Here is a 19,712-nt window from a genome sequence, read left to right on the forward strand (position 1 = left end):
GTGGCTTTTCCGTTCGCGTCGATCGGTCTCTTTGGCCGTCCCAAGCCTACCGTGCCTCGTCCTGAAAGGTCCCGCCGCCGCTGGTTTTCGGCAGCCCGAGCCCGGCGCCACGTAGCAGCCCCGCGAGATCGCCTCATCTTCGACGCGCTTGAATCGCGCGTCCTGCTGAACGCCGATGTTCTCGCCTTGAACATGGCGCACGGGGCTCAGCCCGTCGCGCAGGATCATCAGCTCCTCGTCCAATTGGTCCAGCAGACCGAGCAGGTTCAAAACACCACCGTCGTGGTGCAGAATGTTCAGATCATCGACCAGACGAATGGCGGCGCCGTCCTTGCCTTCGGCGCCCTGAACAATATCTCCGCTGTTTCGATCAATCTCGGCAACACCAATGACACGGTGACGATCGATGCGAATTCCTTCAAGAATGTCGCGGCGCCGACGATCTCTGTCGATGGCGGTACGGGCAACAGCAATCTCGTCTTCGATAACAGCGCTTCAACCCAATGGAATCTGACCGGCCAGAATACGGGTAGCGTGCAGGGCGGCGGCGTCAGTGCGAGTTTCACCAATGTCGCCAATCTCACGGGCGCTGCGAACAACAACGATACGCTGAACGTCCAGCAGGGCGGCACGCTGTCCGGCGTGTTCGACGGCGGCGCAGGCGGCGGCAATACGATCCTTCTCAATAGCTGGACGCACGAGGCGGTCGCCGCTTCGCCCGGTCTTCTTTTCAATACGCTGACCATCGACGGACAGGCTTACAATTACACCAATGTCCAATCGGAGCTTATTGGCGATCCGGCGTCGGTGAGCTTCGCCACTGCGCCCTCCGGCGACGTCATTGACATGACCCAGAGCGGCGGCACGCTCACGTTTACCGACACGACCCACAGCGCTTTCTCCATAAGCGGCGTCGTCCCGAATACATCGGCGACTCCGTTTGAGGTCATCGTCGGGTCGGGCAATACGCTCAACATCGACGGCACAATCGATTTCACATCCTATGGCACCGGCCTCAATATCGACGGCGGCGGTGCCAAGGTCGAAATCACTGCCAACGCTCATCTGACGGATTCCGATGGAATTTCGATCTCGGCGCAGTCGATCATCGCCGATAATGGTGCTGTCGTGGCCGGCGGCACCGGCGGGGTTACGCTTGATGCGGTGGCGGCTCCGGCAAATCAGACGGCTACCGATACCGCGAATGCGAGCATTAGCTCGACGGGCAGTGCGGTTCTCACGCTGCTATCGGGCAGCACGATCAGCGGCAGCACGATCGACCTTGAAGCCAATTCGGGCATCATCAACCACAGCACATTCGTCAGCAGCCCGAGCAGCGGCACCAACGACAGCATCGTGAACGGCACCGTCGGTCTCGACACGGCGACGATCGTCACCGTAAACAGCGCGGTCATCATGCTCAACGGCACGGTCAATGCGACCGCCGCCCTCAGCGTCTTTGCCACGATCGATCAAACCGACAATATCACTGCAACGCCGGGCCAGAACTTTACATCGGCGGTGCTGACGGCTTCGAATACGGCGAAAATCAATATCGGCTCGGGAGCAGCGCTGTCGGGCAGCACGGTGGATGTCCAATCGAACACTTTGTTCAACTCGACGATCTCGGTGGGCGATCTCGGCGACGAGGCGATCGCCGACGGCATATTCGCCAGCGTCACGCCCACCATCACCAATCTGACCGAGGTTACGGTCAATGCCGCCGCGACGATCACGCAGACCGGGGCGTCGACGATCGGAACGTCAGGCCAGGCAGTCATCTTGTCGGCGAACGACACGACGAATGCGTCGACGATGCTCGCCGCCGGCACGATCAGCACGCTGCCCATCGTTAACGGTGCGCTGTCGGTCAATTCTCTCGTTGCGAACGCGACGATCACCCGTTCCACACTTGTCATCGTCGGTAATCCCGGCGCGACGGCGGGATCGGCGCAAACGCCGATCAGCGCCACCGGCGCAGCGGACATCGCAGCGACGAGCGGCGGGTCAATCAGCATTACCCTGAACTCCGACGCGTTGGGCGAGATTAATATCGACGCTTCGGGCGGCACCAATAAGGGCACGGGCGCCGACGGGAGTTCGGTCAGTGAAGGCGACGTCACGATCGCCGAGGTCGCGGGCGTAAAGCTCAATGTCGGCAGCCTGGCTCTCTCGGCGACAAGCGCGACCAATTACAGCTCCATCGCCCATATACTGGCAAACAGCATCATCGGCGAGACCGACGCGATCGTGGCTTGGGATGCGATCACCGCCAGCACCGGCGGCGTCGGTATCACCGCCACCGACAGTTCGACGGTGACCGCGCAGGCCACGTCCTACGATTTCGGCAGCAGCGAATATGGCGGCGGCGCTGGCGTCTATATTGACGCGGCCTCCGCGATCAACGCGGTCGACAAGATAATCACTGCCTCTGTCAGCAATTCGACCGTGCAGGCAGCTGGCAGCGTTTTGGTCCAGGCCCTGGACCAGATGCAGATCATCGGCGACGCGGCTACCGAGAGCCTGTCGAGCGGGCTCGATCTCGCGTCATTTGCTTTCGCCGGGACCTACGTCAACAATTACGTGCTCGGCGCGATCAGCGCGCTTGTCAGCAACAGCACGATTACGACGAGCAATGCCGGCGATGTCCAGGTGCTGGCCGGCGATACGTCCGTCGTCGATGCGCGGGCGCAGGCAGGCACGTCCACCGGCGGCATCAGCGCCGGCGGCGCGCTGGCTGGCGCAGTCGCCTTCAACACCATCGGCTGGATCGCGACTTCGGACCCAGGCGCTCCGACCCATACCAGCGGGGGTCACACTCTGACCTCGGCCGATCAGGCTCTCGAGACGCTCGACGATCTCATCGGTACGACTTTCTTCAGCCAGCAATCGACGGCGACAACGGCTGTTCAGGCCACGATCACCAATAGTGTCGTCACTGCCGCGGGCGCTGTCCTGGTCGCTGCGGTTGCCAATGCCTCGGTCAATGCGACCGTGAGCAATACGGTGCGCGCGACGCAGACATCGACTTATTACCCGAGCTATAGCGGCGGCGCCGGCGGCGTGCTCGCGACCAATAAGGTCAATCGCCAAGCCATCGCGAAAATCGACGAGAGCGGCGCCCCGAGCGACGCCGTTCAAGGCGGAACCTCGGTCACGGTCAAGGCGACCGACGAGGCGACGATCAACTCCAATGTCCTGATCGTCACCGATACTACGTCGGCGACCGACGGCGGCTTGCAGATTCCCGATGAGGTTCTGAGCCTTGAACTGCCCTACGATCTGCTGTCGACCGCGGCTTCGACGACGCCGGCCTTCGGCAATCAGGTCAAGCTCGAGGCCAATTACGACACCAATCTCGGTCTCTTCGGCGACACGGACAGCAAGGATGTTTCGATCGCCACGGGCGATATCGTCTATGTGACGCCAGGTTCTCCCGCCGACCTTGGCACCGGCGGCAATCTCTATCGCTATGTCGGCACGACGCCAGTCAATCCCATCGATCTCGAAACCCAGGACTATGCCAACAATTCAAATTGGGTGCAGGTCAAGGGTACGCTCGGCGTCATCTATCAGTTTATGGGCGCTTCGAACGGGACCAAGACCCTCAGCCAATATAATGATTACACCGACCTGAATTACTGGAAGGAAGACGTCGAGTTCCAGGTCACGCCCGCGGACCTCGATCTCAAGAATCCGAGTGCTTTCGCCGTCGGCGGCTCGGTCGTCCTCAATGTCGTGAATGGCGGCGCCTCGGCCACGATCACCAATGGCGTCCTGACCGCAACCAACGGCAATATTTCGGTTCTCGCCAAAGATACGGCGACAATCACCGCGACGAACGACAATAGCGGCACCTCGACGGGCCAGTCGGAGTTCGGCACGGGACATTCGCTCGCCGTCGGTGCGACCATCGCGACCAACACGGTCACCGGCTCGGCGATGGCGACAGTCACGTCGAGCAGCCTGACGGCCCACGGGACTGTTGCGAACAACACGGGCAACGTTACGCTCGATGCCGAAAATACGGCTTCGATTACGGCAAAGACCGAGCAGGCGACGACGTCGGACGGCACGACCGCGGGCCTTTTGTTGGCCTTCAACACGGTCGGCTGGTCCGCCACCAACATTCTCTTTGATGCTATTGATGCTCTCGCCGACACCAATATCGGCAGCGCCAATCCGGCCGATGTCGAGGCGTCGCTGACAAATTCGACGGTCACAGCCGATGGCGCGCTGACGCTGAATGCTAATGACGCGGCCTCGATTTCCTCAACGCTTGGAAACAATTCGACGGCGGCGGTTACCGCTTTCTACAACGCGAACGTCACCGAATATGACGGTGTGCTTTCGAGCAATATGGTGAACGGCGAAGCGCATGCCTTCATCAGCGGTGGGACGACGAGCGCCGCCTCGGTCGCGCTGACGGCGACGGATAAAGCGTCGATTATCGATAACACGGCCCTTGTCGGCGAGGCGAGCGCAACAGATACGCTCGGCGCCGGAATCGCGAATGGATTGGCTGACGATGTCGCCGGCGAGATCCTCGGCACCTATAAATATACGGATCAATCCGGCCAGCAGACCCTGAATCTGGGCGACATGGTGCGCGCCGCGAATGGCACGATCTACGAATTTTACGGCGCCGATGGCACGTCGATCGATCTCACGCCGTCTTACAGCTTCAACAACGACGGTCTGTGGACGCCGGTGACGTCGTTCACGCTGATCCCGACCAATGCGGCCAAGGATCTGGTCAAAGAGCTCGGCAAGAAGACGGGCGAGGCCGACGCGCTGAATGGTCTCGTCGCGCGCAACGATGTCCGCAGCGATGTCGCCGCCTATATTCAGAATACGACGCAGGTGACGGCCACCAATGGCGGCGTGTCGCTGACTGCCACGGATCATGCGACGATCAACGCGACCGACTCGAGCGAGATCGGCGGCGCCAAAGGCGGGGCGTCGGGCGTTGTCGTCACCAACCTCGTGCTCTCCGGCTCGCACGCCTATATCCTTGATAGCACCGTCACGCAGCAGGGTGTTGCCGGCGGCGTGACGCTGATCTCCACGGACGAGGCCTCGATCAGCGCCAATGCCCTGACTTCGGTCAATGGGAAGGACTCGGCCGGCATTGTCGCCGCGAAAGGTCTCGGCAAGGGCTACGGCGATCTTGGCTTCATCCTGGCCTTCAACACCATCGGATGGCAGTCGGAGAACATACTGGCCTCGACGGTCGACTTGTTGCTCGGCGGCGATGTCGTTTCGGGCAATACGCCCAATGACAATTCGTCGATCAGCCCGGTGTTCGGCGGCGAGCAGCCGGACGTTTCCGAGGCCTATATCACCGGTTCGGCCATCACGGCGGCGGGTGCCGTTTCGCTGAGCGCCACGACGAGCGCTGCCATCACCGCGGTCGACGGCAACGAGACGCAGGCGACGGCGCTCAACGATTTCGCCATCGCGGCGAAGTTCGGCAAGGCTGGCGGCAGCGCCGGCGCACTCCTTGCCATGAACAAGGTCGCGAGCGAATCCATTGCCTATATCGGCAAATCGGACGCCACAGCCGACACGACCAATGTGCAGGCGGGATCGGTCAGCGTCACGTCCAATGACGATGCGGTCATGACGGCGACGAGTTCGATCGTCGATTCGACCGCGACGACCGACAATCTGAACGCGCTGACCAGCTTCATCGAGCAGTTCCTGCCGACGTTCAACTTCACGAATGAATCAGGCAGCCAGGAAGTGTCGAATGGCACGCTCGTCTATATTCCGACCGATACGGCTGATCCGGTCGTCGGCGGCAACAGGGGCGGCATTTACGAATATACCGGAACCGGCACGCCGACACTCGATCTCGGCAGCGTGAACTATGCGACTGATCCGAACTGGACGCAGCTTTCAAACGCCAGCCTCATAAATTCGCTGGTGCCGCAGCTTGGCAATCTCACCGATTCCAACGCCCGCGCCGTGGGCGGCGACATTGTCTATAACGAGGTCGTCGGGTCCGCTAAGAGCATCATCGAGCCGGGGGTGGTGATCAATGCCACGGTCGGCGACGTCCAGGTGATTGCCACCGAGCAGGCGCAGCTTTACGCCGAGGTGACGAGCAATATCTCGACGTCCGGCGGCAGCACCTTCGGCGGCGGCACGGTGCTTGCCGCCAACGGCCAGGCCGCGACCAACGTCGTTCAATCTCACGCCGACGCGCTGATCGAACTGGCGACGGTCACGGCGGCCGGCAATGTCACGGTCGACGCATCGAACGATGCGATCCTCGATGCCCGCGTCCATGCCGCGGCGCAGACGAGCGGCGGTGGCACTCAGAGCGCCTATAGCTTCTCGCTGGCGTTCAATTCGATCGGCTGGGTTCCAGTCAACATCCTGAGCCAGGCCATCAACGCGATCACCGACGATCCTTATATCAATCCCACGCCGACCTACAGCAATCAGGACGGACTGATCCCCGACCTGAAGAACGGCCAGACGGTCAGTTTCGACAATGGCGTCTATCGCTATACGGGCAGCGAGGCGACGGACGTCAATCTGAGCACGGTCAATCCATCGACGGATTCTTCCGACTGGACGCTCGTCGATCCGGGCGTGTTCGGCGGGCCGGATCCGAGCAACACGGTTGCCGCGATCATCGGCAGCGTCGTCAAGGCTGCGGGCAATATAGCCGTCGGCGCCATCAACGCGGCGCAGATCAATGCGACGATGAGCAATGCCGCCGATTCGACAAATTCGGCGCTCTACGGCGGAGCCAATGCCAGTTTCGTCAAGAACAAGCTCGGCGGCAATTTCGGCGGTCTTCTAGCGTCGAACAAAGTGAACGGGTCCGCGCTGGCCTTCATCGATGAAACGGGCCTGTCCCAGACCTTGCCGAACGTGCAGGCGGGCGGCGGCATTTCGGTCACCGCGAACGACAAGGAACAGATCTATTCCAACGTGAAGATCGTGGACTCCTCCACGGTCAGCAGCGATGGCGCCTCGATCCTGCAGTCCGCGCTCAACGACATTGTTCCGGCCGATTTCACCACCGCTCCGCCGCTCGGCAGCGGCCACGAGACGAATATCGAGAACCTGCAATTCGGCGATACGGTGCGGCTGTCGCCGACCTACGGAAACGCTGATTACACCGATCCGTTCAATACGATCAGCGACCTCAAGTCGAACCAGAAGTTCACTATATCCAACAGCGACGGCAGCCAGACCGTCTATGCCTATACCGGCACGACCGACATTCAAAACTTCGAGCCGCAGACCTTCAGCCTGACCAATCTTCCGGCGGGGACGACCGCGTCCGAATTTGTGAAGATCACCGGCGGCCAGAACGGCGTCTACGAATATATGGGCAATGCCACGACCGGCATGAACACCGATCTCAATGCCCAGAACTACACCAATCTGGAATTCTGGAAGCCGGTCGGCACCACGCAACTCGTCCCGCAAGGCGAGAACCTCACCGCTTCGGACTCTGGCGCCAACAGCGGCGCGATCGTCCTCAACGATGTCCGTGGCGGCGCGACCGCGACTGTCACCAAGGCCAATCTGCAGACCGCGACGAGTCTCAACGGCACAGTCAACACCGCCGCGGCAAGCAGCAATATCCTAATCAAGGCGGTCGAAAACGCCGTCATCTCGGCGGTGACCGACAATGCGGCGTCGGCGACCGGCAGCAATATTTTCGGCCAGGGCACGACCGAGGCCGCGACGATCACGCTCGCGACCAACATGATCATGAGCGCGGCCAACGCCACTGTAACCAACAGCACCCTGACTGCCGATGGCAGCGATGGCGCCGTCACGGTCGATGCCGAGAATACAGATTCGCTCACCGCCAATACCGAGCAGGCCACGACGTCGAGCGGAAGCGGATCGGCTTTCGATCTTCTGTTCGCCTTCAACACGGTCGGCTGGGAGCCGACCGATGTCGGGCTCGACATCGTCAATACGCTGCTGACTACGAACTTCCTGGGTTCGTCGCCCGCGACCGACACGGCGTCGATCACGGGTTCGACAGTGACCGCGACCGGCGCGCTTTCGGTGACGGCGACAAACGATTCGACGCTCACAGCGAACCTGTCGAACGATGCCACCTCTGCCTTCACCGGCCTTTTCGACGGGAACGCGCAAACGATCGGCGGCGCGCTCGCGAGCAATATGGTCACCGGCACCGCGCAAGCCTTCATTCAAGGCGGCACGACGAGGGCGCTTTCGATCAATGTGAGCGCGCAGGACACGTCCACGGTGACGTCGAACACGTCGCTTTCAAGCGAAGCCAGCGTCACGAACGACCTGGGCGCAAGCCTCCTCAGCAAATTCGCGAACCAGCTCCTCGACAGTTACGAATATACGGACCAATCGGGCGTCCAGACTTTGTCGCTCGGCAATATGGTGCGGGCGGCGAACGGCACCGTTTATGAATATTACGGCCCGGATAATTCCTCGGTCGATCTCGGCCACACGCAGGCGCTGACCACCGCCGGGACGGTGCAGGGAAGCTTCAACGACCTTGGCCTGTGGAAGCCGGTTCAGGCGACGACTTTATTCCCATCGAACGCCGGCAAGGACCTCGTCAAATTCCTCGGCAAGAGCACCGGCACGGCGAATTCGACGGCCTATCTCGTTGCGCGCAACGACGTGCGCGGCACTGTCGAGGCCTATATCGCAAATTCGAGCAGCGTCACGGCCACGAATGGCAGCGTGACGATCTCGGCGCAAGATACGGCGACGCTGACTTCCAATGATACGAGCGACGTCGCCGCGAAGGGCGGTGCCTCGGCCGTATTCGTTACCAATATGGTCCTTGCCGGAGCGCAGGCCTATATTCTGGCGAGCAACGTCACTCAGACCGGCGCCGGTGGGGTCTCGGTCAGCGCGAACAACAGTTCGACGATCACCGCGACGGCGCAGACCCAGGTGCTCGGCAAGGATGGCGCGAACATCCTGCCCACCAATGACAAGGGCAGCGTAACGCTCGGCAATCTCGGCGTCATCGCCGCGTTCAACTCGGTTGGTTACGCCGCGGCGAATATCCTCCAAAACACGGTCGATGCGATTCTCGGGGACGATCTTTGGCCGGTCGCAACGCCCGACGACGCCGATGCCTATATCCAAGACTCGACCGTCACCGCCGCTGCGGCCGTGGCGGTCACCGCCGTCAGCGCTTCGGCTCTCACGGCGACGACGGGCAACGAACTTACGATCACCGCCAATAATGACCTCGCCCTGCCGGACGGTGCGGTCAATATTTATGCGGGCAAGGACGCTGGCAAGGCGGCCAAGTTCGGTAAGACCGGCTCGAGCGCCGGGGCGCTGCTCGCCATGAACAAGGTCGCCGGCAGCGCGCATGCCTATATCGACGATTCGTCCGCGAGTACGCCCTCGAAAATCACCGGCGCATCCGTCACCGTGTCGGCGACCGATAGCGCGTCGATGACCTCGATGAGCGACTCGGATGATGCGACCAATACGACGGACACGCTGAACGCGTTGACCGGTCTCGTAATTGGATTGACCGCCGATACGTTCGACTACACCGCCGAGTCCGGGCCGCGCACTTTGGTGGCCGGCGTCCCTGTACTGGGCGGCGGCAGCCTCGTTTACGTTCCGACATATTATACCGGCGGCAATGGCGCCGGTGGGACTTACGAATATGTTGGCAGCAGCACCAACCCGGTCGATCTCGGGAGTCAGAATTACGCCACCGATACCGCCGACTGGAAACTGCAGGCGCCATCGGACCTCGTCAGCGCATTATTGCCGTCGATCGGGAATCTGACCGATTCCAATTCGAGTTCGGTCGGCGGTCAGATCGTCTTCAACGAAGTCAAAGGTTCGGCAATCGCCGAGATCGATGCTGGCAGCGTCATTAAAGCGACGGCCGGCAACATTGCGATCACGGCGAATGAAGCATCGACCATGGTCGCGGCCGAAATCAGCAACGTCGCGTCGTCCGGCGGCAGCACCTTCGGCAGCGGCACAGTCTCCGCCGCCAACGGCCAGGCGGCGACAAACAGCGTATTGTCGACGGCGCAGGCTTTCGCCACCGGGGCAGTTCTGATCGCCAGCGGCGACGTGGATGTCAGCGCGCAAGACAACCAGCAGATGAACGCCACGGTGCTCGGCTCGTCCACGACTTTGGGCGGCGGCGCCGAAAGCGCCAAGAGCCTCACGCTCGCTTATAATTCCGTGGGCTGGGCGACCCAGAACATCCTCTACAACACGCTCGATGTTCTTGCCGGCGACTCGTCGCTCATCCCCGGTACCGCGCCGGATGCGGCGAACACCACGGCCTATATCTTCGATTCGGCCGTAAACGCGGGCGGCGACGTGTCTGTCACGGCGACGGATAACTCGCAAATCAACGCGACGGTCAGCAACGCCGCTGAATCGACCTCTTCGGCGATTTCCGGAACCAAGAAGGCTGACAATTCATCGCTCGCCTTCGGCGGTACGCTCGCCTCGAACAAAAACAACGGCGCGGCGAATGCCTATATCGACGAGACCGGCATCAGTTCGAATCTATTGACCGCGGCTGGCGTCACCAAGGACGTTCAGGCTGGCGGGACCGTCTCGGTCGTGGCCAATGACACGTCGGGATTTTATTCCAATGTCACGCTGGTCTCCTCGGCGCTGACGACGACCGACGGCGGCGCTTCGATCCTGCAGAACTCGATCGATCAATTGCAGCCTGCCAATTATGTGACCACCCCGGACGGCACAGGCCTTACGACGATCCGCAACGTCGTTTACGGCAACGAGGTACGGCTCGTCGCGGATGTCAGTACTTCGGCGGGATCGGCCAGGCTGAAAACGGGCGAGTTGGTCAACGCGAGCGGCAAGGTCTATCAATATCTCGGCAGCTCGACATCGCCCGTCGACCTGCTCGCGCAGTCCTATTCGACCGACTCGACCAATTGGCTTTATGTCGGCCAGCAGAACGTCGTTTACGAATATATGGGTACGGCTGCGACCGGCGCCAATCTCGATCTGCATGCGCAGAATTACACCGATACGGCGTTCTGGAAGTCGTCGCTGATCTCGCAGATCGTTCCGCAGGGCAATAATATCACCGGGTCCAACGCCGTTTCGGTCGGCGCTCTGATCGTGCTGAACGACGACCGCGGCGGCGCCAAAGCGACGATCACGAACACGACGCTCCAGGCCGGCGGTGAGGTTTCGGTTCTTGCGACCGAGGCCGCGACAATGTCGGCCACCAACAATTCCGCCGTTGTCATGAACGGCGGCAGTTATCTCGACGGCTCGGGTACGACCTGGGCCGTCAACGCTGTCATCACCGTGAATTCGATGCAGGATTCGGCCGATGCCCATATTACGGGTTCGGCGATCACGGCGACCGCCGGCGGCCTTGATGTCGAAGCCGACGATACGGCGACTTTCACATCGACGAACGCGGCCACGATTTCGAGCGGCGGCAATGGCGTCGGCGTGCAGCTCGCGTTCAATTCGGTCGGCTGGGATGCGGGGTACTGGATCACAGACTTAATCAATTCTTTGACGGGCGATCCCAACCTCATTGGTACGCCGAATCCGGCAAACGACACGGCCTATCTCTCCGACACATCCGTCACCGCGTCGGGCGACATTGCAATCACGGCGGACAATACCGCGACAGTGAGTGCGACCACGACGAACGAGACGATCTCTTCGTTCACGGCGTTCAAGGGCACTAGCACTTTGGCGGTCAGCGCAACCGTCGGGCAGAACCTGCTGAACAGTTCGTCGCTCGCCTATATCGACAATACAGGCGCGTCGAACAATCTCGTCCAATCGACCGGCGGCAAAATTTCGATCACCGCCGACAACGGCACGATACTGGCGGCCGTTGACGTCCTCGTCGCCTCGGCGACCGCGGTCAATAATTACGGCGTCAGCTTTGCGACGACTTTCCTCCAGCAGCTCCTGAACAGCTATCAATACACCAACTATTCCGGCACTCAGACGCTGCTTTACCCGACCAGCGCCGCGCTCCAATTCGGTGGAACGACGGCGAATATGCAGGCGCTGACGCCTGGCACCTATGTCGAACTCCCAGCGTCCGCGTCTCCGACCGGCGAAGCGGAAATCTACCAATACAAGGGAGCTCCCGGCACCTTCGACATTTCCAGCTTGTCGACGGCGAATAATCCCACGACGCAGCCGGGCCAATGGCAGCTCGTCGGCAATGATCTTCCCGTCCAAGTCCTGCCTGCCGCCGAACTCAGCTTCCCCGTCGCGCCGGTCGGCGGCACGGCGACCTCGACGCCTGCCATGCTCGCGGTCGGCACGTTGGTCAGCATGCCGGCTCCGATCACCGCGCCGCCCAACACACCGGCGACGCTTTACCGGTATAAAGGAACGCCCGGAACCGTCGACCTTGCAACCGATACGCCGACCAGCAATCCGAATGATTGGGAGCTCCTCGGCAATGTCGGCGACGTCTACGCGTTCGTCGGGTCGGTCGCGCAAGGGACCGATATCAACCTTGCGACGACCGATTACGGCGATACCTCGCTGTGGCTCGACGTAACAGCGAGCCCGCTCAATACGATTCTGGGCGATATTGCGAAAATCAGCTTCAGCAAAACCAGCGCGACGGCGGGCGGCGGCCTGCTCGCCATCAATGACGTAACGGGCACCGTCCGGGCGAGCGTCAACAACACGACGCTGAACGGCCAAGGCAATATTCTGATCTCTGCCACGCGCGCCGGATCGATCACCGCGAGCAACAATAGCGACGTCACCTCGTCGGCCTTCAGCCCGTTCGCAGGCGGCAATTCGCTGGCGGTCAATGCCGCGATTGCCGAAAACACCATACTCGAATCCACGCAGGCCTATGCGACCAACTCGTCTTTGACTTCGACGGATGGCTCGGTCTCGGTCGAGGCGACCTCAACCGCGGATATTTCGGCGCTGATGGCGGCGACGACCAGTTCGAACGGCAACGCCGTCGGCGTCGTTCTCGCCTTCAACGCGATCGGCATCCAAGGCAATCTTCTCTACGACACGATCGATGGCCTGTTCGGCACCGATCTTTCCAGCGAGCAGCCAGATCAAGTCGACGCCTATATCAGCAATAGCTCGGTGTCTGCGGACACCGGCATTTCGGTCGAAGCGACGAACAGCGCGCAGATTACCTCGACCGTCAGCGACTCGGTGACGGCTCTTGGCGAGCCCGGCTACAGCGTCGGCGCGACGATCGCCTTCAACCGCGTCGCGTCCGGTACCAATGCCTATATCGACAATACGGCCAATTCCGCCTTGGCGGTGACGACGACGTCGGGCGATATCGATATCGAAGCGCAGGATACGCTCGCAAAAATCGATTCCACGGTCTCGGCCCCGGTCGTCCAGCTCGGTGTCGGCTTCACGCAAGATACGGCGGGCAACAACACGAGCATCGGGCTCAGCATCGTCCGCAATATCGTCGAAGCCAATGTCTCGTCCTATGTCTTGAACGTCAACACGCTCAAGACCAATGACGGCAACGTCAAGGTCATCGCCAAGCAGGCGACGGCGATTGCGTCCTCGGCCTCTTATACAGCGATTGCGATCGGCGGCTCGATCAGCAGCTCAAACAGCATCGGCGGCGGCGGCGCTGTCGCCATCAATACGATTCTCGGCAATGTCGAGGCCTACACGCAGAGCGTCAATGTTTCGGCGCTGGCCTCGGGCTTGGTTCCCGGCAATATCACGGTCTCGGCGACCGACTCCTCCGACATCGAAGCCATTGTCACCGGCATCAGCGCCGCCGTGAATTTCAGTCCGGCAGCATCGAATGTCGTTGCCATCGGCGCGGCGGTCTCCCTCAACCTGATCGGATGGCGCGGCACCGTCGCCGATGAGACCGAGGATTCGAGCGATCCCATCATCGTGTCGGCGAATGTGAGCGGCGGCTCGCTTACGGCACATGGCGCCGTTTCGGTCACGTCCGGCTCCACGGCTACGGTCAATGCGACAACGGCCGCGGTCTCCGTCGGTGTCACAGTTTCGAGCGGCAGCGGCGGCAGCGGTGGCGGCGCGCAGACGACAGGCACGGGCAAGGGCGACGAAACCACCAAAGAACCCAATTCGGCTCAGGAAGAGGGCGAAGGCAAGACGACCGATCCGACCACGGGCGATACGAAGCCGACCGACGAAGGCAATGCCAACGGAACGACGGTCAACGAAGGCTCGGACGTCAAAGGTGGCTCCGAGACGAATCAGGCCGAGGCGGGCGGCGGCGCGGCGGGCGAGTCCGGGAACGGCACCGAGTCGACGTCAACCTCCGGAGATCCGGCCAAGACCACCACGACCACGTCGCCGAATGAAACCGGCGCCGCGCAAGGCAGCACCACGAGCACATCGACGGGCTTCGGTGCGGGCGGCGGCATATTGATCGGTTTGGGCGGCGTCATTTCGAGCGCGCTCTCCGGCTCGACCACTCCGCCGACCTATCAGACAGAGCCTGACTCAGGCAAAACGACCGAAACCCGCACTGTCAACAATGGCGATACGGTTGAAATCGCGGCCGGCTACGATTCGCCGACCTATAATGTCAGCCAGGGCACCGAGACTTTGGCCGCCGGCAATACGGTCGAGGCGAGCGACGGCACGGTCTATCGCTATCTCGGCGCGTCGGGCGCGAGCGTCGATCTCAGCACCACCAGTTTTACCGCCGATCCGACGGATTGGGCGAAGATCGGCGGCACGATCGGCGCGGTCTACACCTATATCGGTTCGTCAGGCGCTTCTCTCGATCTCTATAATCAGGACTATACGAATACGAGCCTGTGGCAGGCCGGCAGCAACGGCAGTTCCGGCGGCAGCGGCACGGCATCCACGACGGCTGGATCGGTGATTTCGACGCTTGGCGCCGGACTTGGTTTCCTCACCGGCACGACCACGACGACGACTCCGGCCTCGACGCCGGATCCGAAAAAGCCGGCTGATAAGCCGCCCACCACGACGCCGACAACGGACACGACGCCGCCTCAGACGCCGAAAAGCGCGACAAACCCGACGAGCTCGACGAATCCGAAAGAAGCGTCGACGCCGACGAACCCAACCGAACAGCCGAAGGGTCAAAGCGGCAGCGGCGAAAGCTCGAAAGGCAGCGGTAGTTCCGAAAGCACGTACGGCGCCTCGGCGGCCGGCGTCTATACGGAAAACAAGATCGCCGCCAATATCACGGCGACCGTCCAGAATACGACGACGATCACGACGGGCGTCAATTCGTCCGGCGGACTGACCGTCACTGCCACGGACGCCGCGACGATCAACTCGCTCGATGGCGCGGCCGCGGTCACCGCCAATTTGTCCGGCACCGGCAGCAAGGCGATCACGATCGGCATCGGCATCGCCCGCAATACGATCCAAGATACGGTCATCGCTACGGTCGATAATGCCGGGCAGATCACCGCGACAGGCGCGCCGATCACCGTTGAGGCGAATCAGCAAGCCCAGATCCAGGCGACATCCGTTGCGGCGGCGCTGTCGATCGCTGCCGGCGGTGAGAACGGTCTAAGCGTTGCTGGCGGCGGTTCGCTCGCCGACAATTTGATCGGCGCTTTCACGACTGCAAGCCTTACGAACACCACAGTCGGTTCGGCGGGACATGCCGTCGGCGCGCTCGATGTCACGGCGACGGATTCATCCACCATCGACGCGCTCGTCGCCGCGGTCTCCGGCAGCGTGTCTTTCGCCGGAGAGGATGGGACAGCCGTCTCCATCGGTGCATCGCTCGCCCATAACAGGATCGGCGACGGCACCGACACCGGCACCGGCGAAGTCACGGCCTGGATCAGCGGTTCGGCCATCAACAGCGGCGCCATCGATGTCGCCGCGACATCGAGTCAGACGATCACCTCGACGGTTGCCGCCGCGGCTGTGGCCTTGTCGGGCGGCGGTGAATCCGATGTCGGCGTGACCGGCGCGGGCGCCTTCGCCTTCAATGAAGTCGCGGTCGGCGTGAGCGCGACCATCGACGGCGGCAATGGCACGACGGCCGATACGCCAACCTATGATATTTCATCGACCGGTGTGACCGTCGCGGCGGCCGACACAGCGACGATCGAAGCGACCGTTGAGGCCGGTTCCGTCGCAGGCGGCTTCGGCGGCGAATCGAGCACCAATGTCGCGATCGGCGTCTCCTTCGCACGCAATTCGATCACCGATCCCGTGACCGCGGTCATCGCCAATGTTCCCACCTTGACGACGAACGGCGGCGCAGTGTCCGTGACGGCGGAGGAGGGCGGTACGATCGACGCGACCTCCGCCGCTGTGGCGATTTCGGTCGCGATCGGCGGCGAAAGCGGCACGGCGGTCGCCGGCGGCGGCGCCTTGGCAGGCAATTTCATCGAGGCCGATACGCAGGCCTATGTCTACAATTCGGATTTGGGCACGACCGGCAATCAGGTCGGCGCGGTGACCGTTACCGCGACGGATGATTCCACGATCGCCGCGACGATCGCGGCCATTGCGGCGACGGCCGGCATCGGCGGCGAGAGCGGCGCCGGCGTCGCGATCGGCGTTTCGCTTGCCTATAATGAGATCGGCGATGCGACCGGATTTGGTTCCGGCACCGTCAAGGCCTTTGTGTCGGGATCGTCGATCACCAGCAATGGCAGCGTCGATGTCGAGGCGACATCGAAAGGAACCATCACGGCACTGACCGTCGCGGTCGCGGCGGCGCTTTCGGGCGGCGGCGAAACCGGCGTCGGCGTCGCCGGTGCCGGCGTCGCGGTGATGAATACGATCTCCGTCGGCGTCTCGGCCTATGTCGATGGCGGCGGCACGCAGTCGATCGCGGCGGATGGCACTGTGACCGTGGCGGCCTCCGACACGGCGACGATCACATCGACGGCCGGTGCCGCGGCAATCAGCGCCAGCTTCGGCGGCGAGGCTGGCATCAGCGTTTCGATCGGCCTGTCGATCGCGGCCAATATCATCAACGATCCGGTCACGGCCTATATCACGGGCGTGACGTCGCTGACGACGACCGGCTATGCGCTCAAGGTCACAGCGGCCGAAAACGCGAAGATCCACGCAACGTCGGTCGCCGCGGCGATCTCGGTCGGAATCGGCGGCGAGACGGGTGTAGCCGTCGCGGGTGGCGGCGCCACGGCGGAAAATCTCGTTGGCGCGGTTACTTCGGCCTATATTTCCAATTCGACGGTCGGCACAGCAGGCAATCCTGTCGGCGCCATCACCGTCACGGCGACGGATGATTCCGAGATCGAAGCGTTGATCGCAGCGGTCGCCGCGTCGGTGAGTTTCGGCGGTGAAGCCGGTGTCGGCGTCGCCATCGGCGTCGCCTACGCCCATAACAGGATCAGCGACGGCACCGAGACCGGTACGGGCGAAGTCCTCGCCTATATTTCCGGAACGTCGATTACGGGCAATGGCCTTGTCGATGTCGAGGCCAATGCACAGGAGACCATCAACGCGACGACGCTCGCGGGCTCGGTGGCACTGTCCGGCGGCGGCGAGGCGGGTGTCGGCGTGTCTGGCGCAGGCGTCGGCGTCATCAACCAAAGCAATGTTACCATCAAAGCCTATATCGATGGTGGCAGCACCAGCTCGATCGCGTCCGGCGGCGTCAAAGTGGCCGCGAGCGATTCCTCGACGATCAATGCCATAGCCGGTGCGGCGGCTCTTGCCGGCGGTTTCGGCGGCGAAGCAGGCGTCGCCGTCGCGATCGGCCTTTCCATCGCGGATAATTCGATCACGGATCCGGTCACGGCCTATATCACAGGCGTGCCGCTTCTGACGACCAATGGCGGCAATGTCAGCGTCACCGCTGTGGAAGGCGCGGATATCGAGGCCTCCTCCGTCGCCGCCGCGATCTCGCTGGCGATCGGCGGCGCGGCCGGGGTCGCTGTCGCTGGCGGCGGCGCTACGGCTGAGAATTTCATCCAAGCGATGAGCGTGGCCTATATTTCGAATTCAACGCTCGGGACTTCGGCCAATAAGGTCGGCGCCGTCACGGTCACATCGAACGATACGTCGACGATCCAGGCTTTGGTCGCCGCGGTCGCGGCGTCGGTGGCTTTCGGCGGTGAGGCTGGCGTTGGCGTCGCGATCGGCGTCTCACTCGCCTTCAACCAGATCACCGACGGAACCCTGACGGGCACCGGCGCGGTCAAGGCCTATATGCTCGACACGCCGGTCGAGGCCTCCGGCCTCGTCGACGTCGAGGCGCATTCGACCGAGACGATCAACGCGACGACGGCCGCGGGCGCGGTTGCCATCGCCGGCGGTGGCGCGGCCGGCGTCGGTGCCAGTGGGGCTGGCGTTTCGGATATCAACACAATATCGGTCGATATCACCGCCTATGTCGATGAGGGCGGGGCGTCGATCGCATCCGGCGGCCTCACGGTCGATGCCAGCGATGGATCAACCATTACGGCGCTCGTCGGCGCGGCTTCGGTCGCCGGCGGCTTCGGCGGCGCGGCGGGCGTTGCCGTCTCCATCGGCCTTTCGATCGCGAGCAACACGATCGGCGACGATGTCGCCGCCTATGTGACCAACGCCGCGAGCGTGACGACCAATGGCGGCGGCATCAGCGTAACGGCTGAGGATAACGCCAATATCAATGCGACGGCGGTGACGGCCTCCGTCGCGGCCAGCGGGGCAGGCGCTGCCGGCGTCTCGGTCTCCGGTGGCGGCGCGAGCGCCGAAAACCTGATCACCTCCAATACCGAGGCCTATATTTCCAATTCGTCGCTGGGGACGAGCGTCAATCAGGTTGGCGCGATCACCGTCTCTGCAACCGATGCCGGCCGCATCACCGCATTGATCGCGGCCGTGTCGGCAACCGTCGGTATCGGCGGCGCGGCGGGCGTCGGCGTTTCGATCGGCTTCTCCTTCGCGCATAATGCGATCAGCGACGGTAATGGCTTCAATGGAATGGGCCAGGTCTTCGCTTATATTTCCAGTACGCCGATCTCCGCGAATGGCGCTTTGCAGGTTACGGCGACGTCCAGCGAAACGGTCAGTGCCAACGTGGCGGCGGCGGCGGTCGCTTTGACCGGCGGCGGCGCGGCGGGCGTCGGTGTCGGTTTCGCCGGCTCGATCAGCCTCAATGAGATCGCGGTCGCGACCCATGCCTATATCAGCGGCGGCAGCAGCATCGCCGCTGGCAGCGTGTCGGTCAGCGCCAGCGATACGGCAAATATCACCTCCAATGTCGCCACGGCGACGATTGCCGGCGGCTTCGGCGGCGCGGCGGGCGTCGCGGTGTCGATCGCGCTTTCCATTGCACGCAACACGATCGGCGACGATGTCGACGCGCATATCACCGGCGTCGGCACGTTGACGACCGGCGGCGGCGCGGTGGGCGTGACGGCGACCGAAGGCGCGCAAATCTTTTCGACGGCAACCACGGCTTCCGTCACGGTCGCCATCGCGGGCGCGGCGGGCGTTTCCGTCAGTGGCGGCGGCGCGGTTGCCGAAAATCTGATCGCGTCAAGCACGCAAGCCTATATTTCCAATTCGACGCTTGGCACGTCGGGGAGCAAGGTCGGTGCTGTCACCGTCTCGGCGACTGACACCGGAACGATCGACGCGCTCATCGCGGCCGTATCGGTCGCGGCCGGCGGCGGCGGCGCGGCGGGTGTGGGCGTCTCGATCGGCGTGGCGCTTGCGCATAATCGGATCAGCGACGCGCTTTATGGGACCGGGCAGGTTCTGGCCTATATCTCCGGAAGCTCGATTGTTGGCAACGG

The 19,712-nt window shown here is 62.5% G+C and carries 1 protein-coding gene (running past one end of the window); it reads left to right on the top strand.

Annotation, left to right across the window (positions count from 1 at the left end):
• Positions 1–19,712, top strand: the beginning of a protein-coding gene (locus tag A3OQ_RS0110835; protein WP_020674451.1) for an LEPR-XLL domain-containing protein. The gene runs 23,182 nt beyond the window's last position; the window shows 19,712 of its 42,894 coding nt (coding positions 1–19,712); the start codon lies at positions 1–3; its stop codon lies off the right edge, out of view.

The sequence above is a fragment of the Methyloferula stellata AR4 genome, from assembly GCF_000385335.1.
In the GTDB taxonomy this organism is placed as follows: domain Bacteria; phylum Pseudomonadota; class Alphaproteobacteria; order Rhizobiales; family Beijerinckiaceae; genus Methyloferula; species Methyloferula stellata.